This window comes from Streptomyces bullii (genome assembly GCF_042657145.1).
Classification (GTDB): domain Bacteria; phylum Actinomycetota; class Actinomycetes; order Streptomycetales; family Streptomycetaceae; genus Streptomyces; species Streptomyces bullii.
Map to the genome: position 1 here is coordinate 1 of NZ_JBHSNY010000031.1, position 12,685 is coordinate 12,685.

Sequence of the window (12,685 nt, forward strand, 5' to 3'; positions counted from 1 at the left end):
CCCCCAGGGCCGCTCCCAGCGCGTGCGCCCCCGTGTCGCCGATCATCGCCCGCTCGCCGAGGTCGTCGGGCAGCACGGCCGCCGCGGCTCCGGTCGCGGCGGCGGACAGCTCCCCCGCGGCCCCGCCGCGCACCAGCCCCGGCGCCCCGAGCGCGAGAACCGCCGCGGCGGCCCGGCCGGGACGCACGTCCACGAGGTTCACCAAGTGCGCGGTCCCGGCGATCACGACCCCCGCGAACACCTTGTCGACCGGCCGCTTCCTGAGCAGCGCCCCGGCGACGAGCCCGGCCGCCGAGATGCCGAACAGCTTCACGGTCCCGCTGGTGACCTCGCCGTCCCGCAGCGCCCGCAGATGCGCGCGGAAGCCGCGTCGCGCGTCACCGGCGACGTCGTCGTAGGCGCCGCACACACCGGCGGCCAGGACGGCGAACCCGGCGGCGGGCCGCACCCGCCCGGCGCCGACGGCCGCCGCCAGCGCCACCGCCGGTCCCGCGTACAACTCGACTGTCCGCCCGGCGTAGTTCTTCCGCTCCCAGCGGTGCCTGCCGCCGGGCGCCGTGGCGCGGAGGGCGGCGGTACCGGCCCGGGCGAGGCCCGCGGCGAGTGCGAACGAGCCGGCCCTGCCGGCGGAGTCGGTCATCGGACCGGCTTACGGCGCGCCGCCGGCACCATGTCCGTTACCCGTCCGCCCGCGCCGTGGCCAGCAGTTCCTCCGCGTGCGCCCGGGCCGTCTCCGAGTCCTCCTGGCCGGCGAGCATCCGGGACAACTCCCGGATCCGCTCCTCACCTTCGAGCACCTTCACACCGGACCGGGTCACCGATCCGTCGTTGGTCTTCTCCACCAGCAACTGCCGGTCGGCGAAGGCGGCCACCTGCGGCAGATGCGTCACCACCACGACCTGCGCCGTCTTCGCCAGCCGCGCCAGCCGCCGCCCGATCTCGACCGCCGCCTTGCCGCCGACACCGGCGTCGACCTCGTCGAAGAGGTACGTCGGCACGGGATCCGTGCCCGCGAAGACGACCTCCACGGCCAGCATCACGCGGGACAGCTCACCGCCGGAGGCGCCCTTGGCGATGGGCCGCGGCGGCGCCCCGGGGTGCGGGGCCAGCAACAGCTCGACCTCGTCGGCCCCGGACGGCCCGTAGGCGACCCTCCGCCCGTCGACCTCCACGCCCTCCGGGTCCTCGGTCTGCCGGATGGCGAAGGACACGCGCGCGTGCGGCATGGCGAGCGAGGCCAGCTCCGCTGTCACGGCGGCGGCGAACCGCTCGGCGGCCTCGGTGCGCGCGTCCGTCAACGCCTGTGCCAGTCCGCCCAGTTCGGTGCGCAGCGCGTCCCGCTCGGCGGTCAGCTCCTCGATCCGCCCGTCGTCACCGTCCAGCTCGGTCAGCCGCTGGGCGCCGCGCTCGGCCCACGCCAGCACGGCGGCGATGTCCTCGCCGTACTTCCGCGTCAGCCCGGTGAGCGCGGCCCTGCGCTCCTCGACGGCCGCCAGCCGCAACGGGTCGGCGTCCAGGTCGTCGGCGTACCCGGCGAGCTCGCCGGCCACGTCCCGCAGCAGGATCCCGATCTCCCCGATCCGGTCGGTGAGCGCGGCCAGCGCGGGGTCGTGCGACCGTACGGCTTCCAGCGCCCGCTGGGCGCCCGCGACTAGCGTGCCCGCGTCGACGCCCTCGGGGTCCTCGGGATCGCCCGCCAGAGCGCGGTGCGCGGCGTTCGCGGCGGATGCCAGCGCCTCGGCGTGCCCCAGCCGCTCGGCCTCCTCCGCGAGCTCCACGTCCTCACCGGCGCGCGGTTCGACGGCGGCGATCTCGTCGAGGCCGTAGCGCAGCATGTCGGCCTCCTGGGCCCGCTCACGTGCGCGCGTGGTGATCTCCTCCAGCTCCGCGGAGACGGTCCGCAGCCGCTGGTGGGCCTCGGTGTACTTGGCGAGCGGCACGGCGACCGCGTCCCCCGCGTACCGGTCGAGCGCCTGCCGCTGCCGGGACAGTTTGAGCAGCCCCTGCTGGTCGGTCTGCCCGTGTACGGCCACCAGCTCGTCGGCGAGCTCGGCGAGGACGCCGACGGGCACGCTGCGTCCGCCCAGGTGCGCCCGCGAGCGGCCCTCGGCGGAAACGGTACGGCTGACCAGCAGCGCCCCGTCGTCGAGCTCGGCCCCGGCCTCCTCGGCCCGCACGGCGGCCGCCGCGTCCGCGGGGACGGTGATCCGCCCCTCCACGACCGCCTTCTCGGCACCGATCCGCACGAGCGCCGGGTCCGCGCGCCCGCCCAGCAGCAGCCCGAGGCTGGTGACCACCATGGTCTTGCCCGCGCCCGTCTCACCGGTCACAGCGGTGAATCCGGGCGACAGCTCGACGACAGCGTCGTCGATCACACCGAGCGACCGTATCCGCATCTCCTCCAACACGGACACGACCTTACGAGGTCCCGCCCGAGGATGGCGACCGGCCTGCCTTTGTCACCCACCAGAGTGGTCGGCCGCCCTGAGCGGCGCGGGGCCGTACCGCTGAGCGGACACTCACGCCCGGGCTAGTGCGGCGCTCCCCGCCACCCGGAGACCGGCAGCGCGAACTTCGCCACCAGCCGATCCGTGAACGACGCATGATGAAGCCGGGCAAGCCGCACCGGCACAGCCCCGCGCCGCACCTCGACCCGCGCCCCGGGCGGCAACTCCACCGTCCGCCGCCCGTCGCACCACAGCACACCCGGCGGAACATGGGGCAGCACCTCGACCGCCAGCACGGAATCGGGCGAGGTCACCAACGGCTTGGCGAACAGCGCGTGCGCGCTGATCGGCACCATCAGCAGCGCCTCGACCTCCGGCCACACCACGGGCCCACCCGCCGAGAACGCGTACGCCGTCGAGCCCGTGGGCGTCGCGCAGACGATCCCGTCACACCCGAACCCCGTGACCGGCCGCCCGTCGATCTCCAGGACGACCTCCAGCATCCGCTCCGCGGACACCTTCTGCACGGCGGCCTCGTTCAGCGCCCAGTCCGTATGGACGATGTCGCCGTTGCGGTGCACGACGACATCGACGGTCATCCGCTCCTCGACCTCGTACGCCCTGGTCACCACCCGGTCGACGACCTTGTCGAGGTCGTCGCGCTCGGCCTCCGCGAGGAACCCGACCCGGCCCAGGTTGACGCCGAGCATCGGCACGCCGGACGCCCGGGCGAACTCGGCGCCGCGCAGCAGTGTGCCGTCACCGCCCAGCACGATGAGCAGTTCACACCCGTCGAGGCACTGCGGTGTGGCCTCCTTGACGAGTTCCACCTCGTCCGGCAGCGGCAGGTCCCGCGCCTCCGCCTCCAGGACGCGCACGCCCAGCCCCGACCGCAGCAGACCCTTTACCACGAGCTCGGCGCTGCGCACGGCGGCGGGGCGCCCGGTGTGGGCGAGGAGGAAAACAGTACGAGCTCGGTTCTCGGTCAACGCGGCCCCTCCGCCACTGCTCGGTCGACGTCGGCCGGGTCCAGTTCCGGTGCCCCGGCCCGCAGCCACAGAAAGTACTCGACGTTCCCGGAGGGCCCGGGCAGCGGACTGGCCGTCACGCCCTTCGCCCCGAGACCCAGCTGCCAGGCCTTCTCGGCGACCCCCCGCACGGCCTCGGCCCGCAGCTGCGGGCTCCGTACGACTCCGCCGCTGCCCAGCCGCTCCTTGCCTACCTCGAACTGCGGCTTGACCATCATCACCAGGTCGGCGTCCGGTTTGACGCACCGCACCAGGGCCGGCAGCACCAGCCCCAGCGGGATGAACGACAGATCCCCCACCACAAGATCCACTGGCTCCCCACCGATCGCTTCGAGCGTCAACTCGCGTACGTTCGTACGATCCTTGACGGTGACGCGTTCATCGTTCCGGAGAGACCAGGCGAGTTGTCCGTATCCGACGTCCACGGCGACGACATGGGCGGCCCCCGCGCGCAGCAGGACGTCGGTGAATCCGCCGGTGGACGCGCCGGCGTCCAGCGCCCTGCGGCCCTCGACGGCCAGCCCCCGCGGCACGAAGACCTCCAGGGCGCCCGCGAGCTTGTGCCCGCCCCGGGACACGTAGTCCGGGTCGCTCCCGTCCTGGGCGACGACGATCGCGGCCGCGGTCTCCACCTGGGTGGCGGGCTTGGTCGCGACGGTCTTGCCGACGGTGACGCGCCCGGCGGCGATCAGCTGGCTGGCGTGCTCGCGCGAGCGCGCGAGCTTCCGGCGGACCAGCTCCGCGTCGAGACGGCGACGTGCGACTCCTGCCACGGTCGGTTCAGCTCCTGTGGTCGTGCGGCGGTCAGCGGGTGTGACCCGAAGGGTCTGGTTGAGGGGCGGTGGACGGGTGACGGGTGGGCACCGGAGGTCCCGGGCGGGTGTCGAGCGCGGTGAGCGCGTCGCGCAGCCCCCGGTGAACATCTTCGTACACCTCGACGTGCCCGTCGGTGGCGAGGTGGTCGGCGTCGCCGAGCCGCTCCAGGGCCGCGTCCACCTCCGCGTTGCCGGTGGGGGTGCGGGGCACGTTCAGCGGGGCGGGGGTGGCGGGGTCGTGGGCGGGCTCGGCCTGCGCCGCCCGCTGAATCGTCTCCTCGGGGGTGTCCGTCTGCGGAACCGAGTCGTCCATGCCCAGACGCTACCCCGAACACCCGGTGTACCGTCGATCGCGATGGCCACGATCGAAGAGTGCCGTGCCGCACTCGACAAGCTCTCGGACAACATGGCAGGCGCGGAAGGGGACGTCCGCGAGGCGGCGGCCCTGGACCGCTCGGTGAGCTGCCACATCACGGATCTCGACGTCACCTTCGTCGGCCGCATGGAAGACGGCCGGATCGTGGTACGGGACACCCTCGAGGGGCCGCCGCGTGAGAAGGCCGAGATCAGACTGGCCATGACGGGCGACGACCTGGTGGCCCTGGTCGACGGCGAGCTGCACTTCGCCAGGGCCTGGGGGTCGGGCCGGGTGAAGCTGGAGGCGGGCCTGCGGGATCTGTTCCGCCTCAGGAAACTTCTGTAGCCGCCACCTTCGCGGCCGTCACGCGCGCGCGTGCCTTGCGTGCCGCCGGCACCACCAGCGGCGTGCCCGTCTCCGGGTCCTCGACGATCTGGCAGCGCAGCCCGAAGACCTCCTCCACCAGCTCGGCGGTGACGATGTCGTTCGGCGCGCCCTCGGCGATGACCTTCCCGGCCTTCAGGGCGATGAGGTGCGAGGCGTAGCGGGCAGCGTGGTTCAGGTCGTGCAGCACGGCGACGAGCGTGCGGCCCTGCGTCTCGTGGAGCTCCGCGCACAGGTCGAGTACGTCGATCTGGTGCTGGATGTCCAGATAGGTCGTCGGCTCGTCGAGCAGCAGCAGCGGGGTCTGCTGGGCGAGCGCCATGGCGATCCACACGCGTTGCCGCTGACCGCCGGACAGCTCGTCGACGTACCGGTCGGCGAGTTCGGCGACGCCGGTCTGGGCCATGGACTCCTGGACGACGCGCTCGTCCTCCGCCGACCACTGGCGCAGGATGCCCTGGTGCGGGTAGCGGCCGCGGCCGACGAGGTCGGCGACCGTGATGCCGTCGGGCGCGATCGACGACTGGGGCAGCAGTCCCAGGGTCCGAGCGACCTTCTTCGCGGGCATCGACTGGATGACCTGCCCGTCGAGCAGCACCCGGCCCTCGCTCGGCTTGAGCATCCGCGACAGCGCCCGCAGGAGCGTCGACTTGCCGCACGCGTTCGGGCCGACGATCACGGTGAAGGAATTGTCGGGTATCTCCACCGACAGCCTTTCGGCGATGACGCGCTGGTCGTAGGCGAGGGTGACGTTCTCGGCGGACAGACGGTTCACGGTGCTCCTTCGGTTGTTCAGCCCGCTGCTGACACTGCTCCCGGCGTTCGTAGCCACGCCCGTGGCGGCGCTCATATCCGGCCCGCCCTGCGTTCGGTGACCAGCAGCCACAGCAGGTAGACGCCGCCGAGGACGCCGGTGACCACGCCCACGGGCAGCTGGTCGGCGCCGAACAGCCGCTGCGAGGCCCAGTCGGCGGTGACCAGCAGGGCGCCACCCATGCACAGGGACGACAGCAGGTTCGGCCCGGGCGAGTGGGTCAGGCGCCGGGCGAGCTGCGGTGCGGTGAGCGCGACGAAGCTGACGGGGCCGGCGGCCGCGGTCGCCGACGCGGTGAGCAGGACGGCGGCCACCAACAGCAGTGCCCGCACCCGCTCGACCCGCACCCCGAGGGCGTACGAGACGTCGTCGCCCATCTCCATCATCCGCAGCCCGCGCGCGTTGGCGAGGACCAGCGGCACCAGCACGGCGCACAGCGCGAGCAGCGGCCAGACCTGGGCCCAGTCACGGCCGTTGAGGGATCCGGTCATCCACACGACCGCGCGGGCCGCGTCGACGATGTCGGACATGGTCAGCAGATAGCCGTTGACGGCGGTGACGATCGCGGAGACACCGATACCGACCAGGACCAGCCGGTAGCCGTGCACGCCCCGCTTCCAGGCAAGCAGGTAGATGGCGAGCCCGGTCACCAGGCCGCCGGCGAGCGCACCGGCGGCCACCTGGTTCGCGGTCCCGGAGAACAGCACGATCACCGTGAGCGCGCCGGCCGTCGCCCCCTGCCCGAGGCCCAGCACGTCCGGACTGCCCAGCGGATTGCGGGAGACGGACTGGAACAGCGCACCGCCGAGCCCCAGCGAGGCGCCGACCAGCAGCCCGACCAGGACCCGCGGCAGGCGCAGTTCGTTGACGATGAACTCCTGGCCCGCGTTGCCCTCGCCGACCAGCGTCCTGAGCACGTCGGCGGCCGGGATCGGGAAGTCGCCGGTGCCGATCAGCGCCACGCTCGCCGCGAGCGCCGCGACCAGCAGCAGGACGACGACGGTGAGGGCACGGACGTCCAGACGGACCGAGAGGCCACCGGTGGTCCGCACAGCGCGGGTGGCCCGTGTGGTCTTCACTGCGCTCATCACAGCTGCGCCGTCCTCCGCCGTCGTACGAGAAAGATGAACACCGGGCCGCCGAGGAGCGCGGTGAGGATGCCGACCTGCAGTTCGGAGGGCCGGGCGACGATCCGGCCGATGACATCCGCCCCCAGCAACAGCACGGGCGACAGGATCGCGGCGTAGGGCAGGATCCAGCGCAGGTCGGGCCCGGTGAAGGACCGTACGACGTGCGGCACCATCAGTCCGACGAACACGATCGGCCCGCAGGCGGCGGTGGCCGCCCCGCACAGCACCGTGGCGGCCAGCATGGACAGCGCCCGCGTCCGGTTCAGGTTGGCCCCGAGGGCCTTGGCGGTGTCGTCGCCCATGGCCATGGCGTTGAGCGGCCGGGCGAGGGCCAGCGCCAGGATCATGCCGGCCGCGAGGAACGGCAGGACCTGCGTGACGGTCGAGTCGTCCGCCGAGGAGAGCGAACCGACCGTCCAGAAGCGCATCCTGCCGAGCGCCGCGTCATCCATGATCATCACGGCTTGCAGATAGCCGTACAGCGCGGCGCTGATCGCGGTGCCGGCGAGCGCCAGCCGCACCGGCGTAGCGCCCCGGCTGCCGCCGAGGAACCACACCAGCGCCCCGACCGCGGCCGCGCCGAAGAACGCGAACCACACGTAGCCGCTCAGCGAGGTGACGCCGAGGAAGGTGATGGCCGTGACGACCGCGGCGGACGCGCCCGCGTTGATGCCCAGCAGACCGGGGTCGGCCAGCGGATTGCGGGTGAGCGCCTGGAGCACCGCCCCGGACAGACCGAGGGCCGCCCCGGCGAGCAACCCGAGGAGGGTCCGCGACAGCCGCTCCGCGACGACGACGTCCCCGTACGTGCCCGAGTCCTCGAACAGGCCGTGCCAGACCTGGTCCAGGGACAGCTCTTTGGCGCCGACGGCGATGCTCGCCAGGGCGACGGCCACCAGGATCGCGACCGAGATGAGCAGCCCAAAGGCACGGATCGCCCGGCGGGTTGGGGGCGCGGGGGCGGTCTCCGCGCACTGTTCGGGAGGACTGTCGACCAACACGCAGTTAGGTTAGCCTACCCTGCCAAGCGATCACGATCCGAGCCCTGACAGCCCGCCGGTGCACAGAGACGCAGGTGGGCGCCGTCTCACAGCCCCAGTCGCGCCAGCGCCTTGTCAGCGTCCAGCTCGCACACTCCCTCGCCGGCCGCCGTCCAGGCCGCCGCGCACAGCGCGCGCAGCCCGTCCAGGGCCTCGCCGTCCCCGTCCAGCTCCAGCCGCTCGGCCCCGGCCCGCGCCGTCCAACCACCGCACCGGAAACCGTCGTTGTCCGCGTCGGCGACCTCCGGCTGCCCGGTGAGCATCCCCCTCAGATCGGCGTCGACGTACGTCGGCCGGTGCTGCGGCGGCGCCGCCAGCAGGTGCGCCCCGTCGGTCACACCGGTCAGGACCAGCAGCGAGTCGACCTCCCCGTTGAACGCCCCCTCGATGTCCGTGTCCAACCGGTCCCCCACCACGAGCGGTCGCCGCGCGCCCGTCCGCAGGATGGTCTCCCGGTGCATCGGCGGCAGCGGCTTGCCCGCGACCTGCGGCTGGGCACCCGTGGCGATCCGTACGACCTCCACGGCCGCGCCGTTGCCCGGGGCGATGCCCCGTCCGCTGGGGATGGTGAGGTCGGTGTTGGACGCGAACCACGGCACCCCGCGGGCGACGGCGTAACAGGCCTCCGCGAAGCGGCCCCACGGCAGTTCGGGCCCCCCGTACCCCTGGACGACCGCCGCGGGATCGTCGTCGGCGGACTCGACGGGCACCAGCCCCCGCTCGCGCAGCGCCACCCGCAGGCCCTCCCCGCCGACCACCAGCACCCGGGAGCCCTCCGGCACCTGCTCGCTGATCAGCCGCGCGACCGCCTGCGCCGAGGTGATGACGTCGTCCGCGCCGGTCGGTATCCCCAGCTCGGTCAGATGCGCGGCCACAGTGTCCGGAGTCCGCAGCGCGTTGTTGGTGACGTACGCCAGACGCATCCCGCCCGAGCGGGCCGCGGCCAGCGAGTCGACGGCGTGCGCGATCGCGCTGCCGCCCGCGTACACCACCCCGTCCAGGTCGAGCAGCGCCGTGTCGTACGCCTCGCTCAGGGCCTGCCCACTGCCCTCGGGCCTCGTCCTGACGACCTGGCTCATTCCGCATCGCTCCTCGATGTGCTCGCTTTCCCCCGATCATCCCCCATGCCACCGACACCCGTACGATGCCGGGATGAACACAGCAGGTCACTCGGAAGCAACGACACGCCGAGGCCTCGAACTCACCCCGTTCAGAGGCCTTCGCTACGACCCCGACCGGGTCGGCAGTCTGGCCGCCGTGACATCCCCGCCCTACGACGTCGTGGTCCGCCCCGACGGCCTGCACCACCTCCAGTCCGCCGACCCGCACAACATCGTCCGTCTGATCCTGCCGCAGGCCGCCACCCCCAGCGCCCGCAACGGCCAGGCCGCCGACACCCTGCGCCGCTGGCTGTCCGAGGGCGTCCTGACCGCCGACCCGGAGCCGGGCCTGTACGTGTACGAACAGCGCGACGGGGACGGCTTGCTGCAGCGTGGGGTCATAGGCGCGCTGCGCGTCTCCGATCCCGCGGAGGAGGTGGTGCTCCCGCACGAGGACGTCATGCCGCACGTCGTCGCCGACCGCGCGAACCTCATGCGTGCCACCTCGGCGAACCTGGAGCCGCTGCTGCTGACCTACCGCGGCGACGGCTCGGCGACGGCCACGGCCGACCTGATCGAACGCACCGCGGCGACGCCCCCACTGCTGTCGACGACGACCGAGGACGGCTTCAGCCACCGCCTGTGGTCGGTCACCGACCCCGCCGACCTGGCGACGATCCGGACGGATCTGTCCCGGCACCAGGCCCTCATCGCCGACGGCCATCACCGCTGGGCGACCTACCGCCGCCTCCGCGCGGAGCACCCCTCCCCCAGTCCTTGGGACTACGGCCTGGTCCTCCTGGTGGACACGGCCCGCTACCCCCTGCGCGTCCGCGCCATCCACCGCCTCCTGCACGGCCTGCCCGTCGCGGACGCGCTGTCCGCCCTGGACGGCCTGTTCCGCGTGCGCCGCCTCGACGTCCCGCTCACCGAAGCCCTGGAGGCCCTGGCGGACGCGGCCTGCGCGGGCAACGCTTTCCTGCTCGCCGGAGACGGCGCCTTCCACCTCGTCGACCGCCCGGACCCGGAGCTGCTGGCCGGTACGGTTCCCGTCGACCGCCCCGTCGCCTGGCGCACCCTGGACGCGACGGTCCTGCACGCCACGCTTCTCGGCCATGTCTGGCGCGTCCCCGAGGACGATCCCGGCTACATCGCCTACATCCACGACACGGCCGCCACGGTCGCCAAGGCGGAACGCGACGGCGGTACGGCCGTGCTGCTGCACCCGGTCCGCGAGGAGGTCGTCCGCGACCTCGCCCGGCAGGGCGTGACGATGCCCCGCAAGTCGACGTCGTTCGGCCCGAAGCCGGCGTCGGGCCTGGTACTGCGCGCACTGGACCTGTGACGGCCGAAGGGGCGGGACCCCGCACCCGGGATCCCGCCCCTTCACCGACCCGGCATCAGACCTCGGGCGGCCCTTGCCACAGCCGGACGTCAGTCCTGATCGTCGGCGTCCTGAGCGGAGGCGTCCTGTGCGGAGATGTCCTCTGCGGAGATGTCCTCACTCTCGTCCAGGGCGTCGACGAACTCCACCCCGTCCAGCTCGGCGAGCCGGTCCGAGGCGTCGGTGCTGCCGTCCCGGTCGGCCTCCACGGCCTTGGCGAACCACTCGCGCGCCTCATCGTTGCGCCCGGCGGCGAGCAGGGCGTCGGCGTACGCGTACCGCAGTCGCGCGGTCCACGGCTGCACGGAGTTGGACGCCAGCTCGGGGCTCTGCAGCGTCACGATGGCCGCGTCCAGCTGCCCCATGTCACGTCGGGCACCGGCCGCCACGAGCCGCATCTCGACCTGCCCGGCCTTGTCCAGCTTGTGCACCTCGGGCGCGCCGGCCATGTCCAGCGCCTTCTCGGGACGACCGAGCCCACGCTCGCAGTCGGCCATGACGGGCCACAGGTCAACGGTCCCGGTCATCCGCCGCGCGGCCCGGAACTCGGCGAGCGCCTCACCGTACTTCTGGTTGGCGTACGCGGCGAACCCGGCGGCCTCCCGTACGGCGGCGACCCGCGACGCCAGCCGCAGCGCCACCCGGGAGTACCCGTAGGCGGCCTCGGGGTCCTCGTCGATGAGCCGCGCGACCATCACCAGGTTCTTGGCGACGTCGTCCGCGAGCGTCTTCGGCAGACTCTGCAGCTCCTGCCGTACGTCCTTGTCGATCTCCTCGCCCGTGACGTCCTCCGGGATGGGCAGCCGCTTGATCGGCTCCCGGTCCCGGTCGCGTTCGTCGCGGAACCGGCCACCGCCGCCCCGCTCGTCACGGCCCCGGAACCCTCCCGGCCGACCCGGGCGATCGTCCCGACGGGGCCCACGCCCCCGGTCGTCGCGTCCACGGTACCCACCGCGCTCGCCACGGCTGTCGTCGCGCCGGAACCCACTGCGCTCACCACGGTCTTCGGTACGACGGTCGTCCCGCCGGAAGCCACGGTCGCGGTCGTCGTGACGCGGCCCCCTGTCACGGTCGTCGCGTCGGCCGTACCCGCCACGCTCACCACGGTTGTCACCGCGGTTGTCATCACGCCGGAACCCGCCACGCTCACCGCGACTGTCGTCGCGCCGGAACCCGCCACGCTCACCACGGTCATCACTGCGGCGGTCGTCCCCGCGACGGTCGTCGCGGCCCCGGAAACCACCGCGGTCGTCCCGCCGGAAACCGCGGTCGCGGTCCCGGTCGTCCCGACGATCGTCGCGCCTGTCATCGCGCCGGGGGAAGCCGCCGCGCTGCCCCCGGTCGTCACCCCGGCGCTCATCTCCGTGCCGGTCGTCGCGCCGGCCGTAGCCACCGCCACGGCTGTCGTCACGACGGTAGCCACCACGGTCGTCGTCGCGCCGGAAGCCACCACGGTCGTCGTCCCGACGCTCCCCACGGTCGTCCCGCCGGAAGGAGGGACGATCACCGCGGTCGTCCCGCCGGAAGCCCCGGTCACGGTCGTCGCGGCGCGGCCCCCTGTCACGATCGTCGTGACGTGGCCCCCTGTCACGATCGTCGCGGCGCGGCCCCCTGTCACGATCGTCGTGACGTGGCCCCTTGTCACGATCGTCGTGACGTGGCCCCTTGTCACGATCGTCGCGACGACCGTACCCGCCACGCTCACCACGGTTGTCGTCGCGCCGGAAACCACCGCGGTCGCCGCGGTCGTCACCACGGCGGTCGTCACGCCGGAAGCCGCTTCGGTCGCCGCCGTCCCGACGTCCGTAGCCACCACGGTCGTTGTCGCGGCGGAAGCCGCCACGGTCGCCGCGCTGACCGCCTCGGTCGCCGCGGTCACCACTGTCCCGTCGCCGCTGATCGCGCTCCGGTCGGTCGTCGGGAGAGTTGGTGGACATGGTGACTCCTGTCTTCGGTACCGCAAGTCATTCTCGCGCAACCGGGTACCCAGCGCGCTCTAGGAAAAAGAAAGGACCCCAGGTCCCAGCTGAACGCTGGTGACCAGGGGTCCTCCAAAGATTGTTCGGCGGCGTCCTACTCTCCCACAGGGTCCCCCCTGCAGTACCATCGGCGCTGTAAGGCTTAGCTTCCGGGTTCGGAATGTAACCGGGCGTTTCCCTCACGCTATGACCACCGAAACCCTAAT

General features: G+C 72.9%; 13 protein-coding genes and 1 rRNA gene. 2 read left to right on the top strand and 12 right to left on the bottom strand.

All coding sequences use genetic code 11. From position 1 onward, the window contains the following. The 5 genes from ACFPZJ_RS39455 to ACFPZJ_RS39475 form a co-directional block, all read right to left on the bottom strand. The coding region (locus ACFPZJ_RS39455) for a hypothetical protein (RefSeq protein WP_381031869.1) at nucleotides 1-640 on the bottom strand (640 nt) is incomplete at its 3' end. A 37-nt stretch (nucleotides 641-677) separates the two neighbouring features. Further along, complete coding sequence (recN, locus tag ACFPZJ_RS39460) at nucleotides 678-2,396, bottom strand: DNA repair protein RecN (RefSeq protein WP_381031889.1); 1,719 nt, start codon at nucleotides 2,394-2,396, stop codon at nucleotides 678-680. Between the two features lie 134 nt (nucleotides 2,397-2,530). Next, on the bottom strand, nucleotides 2,531-3,436 hold the full coding sequence (locus tag ACFPZJ_RS39465; protein WP_381031871.1) for an NAD kinase: 906 nt from the start codon (nucleotides 3,434-3,436) through the stop codon (nucleotides 2,531-2,533). Next, nucleotides 3,433-4,248: a TlyA family RNA methyltransferase gene (locus tag ACFPZJ_RS39470; RefSeq protein ID WP_381031873.1), complete on the bottom strand. Its 816-nt coding sequence runs from the start codon at nucleotides 4,246-4,248 to the stop codon at nucleotides 3,433-3,435. The genes ACFPZJ_RS39465 and ACFPZJ_RS39470 overlap by 4 nt, the downstream gene beginning before the upstream one ends. Before the next feature lie 31 nt (nucleotides 4,249-4,279). Beyond that, nucleotides 4,280-4,603 (bottom strand): hypothetical protein, encoded by a 324-nt coding sequence (locus tag ACFPZJ_RS39475; protein ID WP_381031875.1) that lies wholly within the window; start codon nucleotides 4,601-4,603, stop codon nucleotides 4,280-4,282. Between the two features lie 42 nt (nucleotides 4,604-4,645). On the opposite strand from ACFPZJ_RS39475, the gene ACFPZJ_RS39480 reads away from it, so the two are divergent. After that, a complete protein-coding gene (locus ACFPZJ_RS39480; protein WP_381031877.1) occupies nucleotides 4,646-4,993 on the top strand; it encodes a sterol-binding protein in 348 nt (115 codons plus the stop codon). On the opposite strand, the gene ACFPZJ_RS39485 is transcribed toward ACFPZJ_RS39480, so the two are convergent. The 4 genes from ACFPZJ_RS39485 to ACFPZJ_RS39500 form a co-directional block, all read right to left on the bottom strand. Next, nucleotides 4,977-5,882 (bottom strand): ABC transporter ATP-binding protein, encoded by a 906-nt coding sequence (locus tag ACFPZJ_RS39485; protein ID WP_381031879.1) that lies wholly within the window; start codon nucleotides 5,880-5,882, stop codon nucleotides 4,977-4,979. The genes ACFPZJ_RS39480 and ACFPZJ_RS39485 overlap by 17 nt on opposite strands. Then, nucleotides 5,879-6,934, bottom strand: a complete 1,056-nt coding sequence (locus ACFPZJ_RS39490) for a FecCD family ABC transporter permease (protein ID WP_381031881.1) — start codon at nucleotides 6,932-6,934, stop codon at nucleotides 5,879-5,881. The genes ACFPZJ_RS39485 and ACFPZJ_RS39490 overlap by 4 nt, the downstream gene beginning before the upstream one ends. Continuing rightward, on the bottom strand, nucleotides 6,934-7,977 hold the full coding sequence (locus tag ACFPZJ_RS39495) for a FecCD family ABC transporter permease (RefSeq protein ID WP_381031883.1): 1,044 nt from the start codon (nucleotides 7,975-7,977) through the stop codon (nucleotides 6,934-6,936). The genes ACFPZJ_RS39490 and ACFPZJ_RS39495 overlap by 1 nt, the downstream gene beginning before the upstream one ends. Nucleotides 7,978-8,063: 86 nt before the next feature. Beyond that, the gene (locus ACFPZJ_RS39500; protein ID WP_381031885.1) at nucleotides 8,064-9,095 is read right to left on the bottom strand and encodes an HAD hydrolase-like protein; all 1,032 of its coding nucleotides are present in this window, start codon (nucleotides 9,093-9,095) and stop codon (nucleotides 8,064-8,066) included. A gap of 73 nt (nucleotides 9,096-9,168) precedes the next feature. Here ACFPZJ_RS39500 and ACFPZJ_RS39505 point away from each other — a divergent pair, with 73 nt between their 5' ends. Continuing rightward, a complete protein-coding gene (locus ACFPZJ_RS39505) occupies nucleotides 9,169-10,461 on the top strand; it encodes a DUF1015 family protein (RefSeq protein ID WP_381031887.1) in 1,293 nt (430 codons plus the stop codon). A gap of 89 nt (nucleotides 10,462-10,550) precedes the next feature. Here ACFPZJ_RS39505 and ACFPZJ_RS39510 read toward each other — a convergent pair whose 3' ends face one another. From ACFPZJ_RS39510 to rrf, 3 genes are all read right to left on the bottom strand, one after another. After that, nucleotides 10,551-11,303, bottom strand: coding sequence for a tetratricopeptide repeat protein (locus ACFPZJ_RS39510; protein ID WP_381031891.1), 753 nt, complete (start codon nucleotides 11,301-11,303; stop codon nucleotides 10,551-10,553). Then, complete coding sequence (locus tag ACFPZJ_RS39515; protein WP_381031893.1) at nucleotides 11,195-12,379, bottom strand: hypothetical protein; 1,185 nt, start codon at nucleotides 12,377-12,379, stop codon at nucleotides 11,195-11,197. Before ACFPZJ_RS39515 ends, ACFPZJ_RS39510 begins: the two co-directional genes overlap by 109 nt. A gap of 181 nt (nucleotides 12,380-12,560) precedes the next feature. Next, nucleotides 12,561-12,677 (bottom strand): 5S ribosomal RNA (rrf, locus tag ACFPZJ_RS39520). Nucleotides 12,678-12,685: the final 8 nt, after the last annotated feature.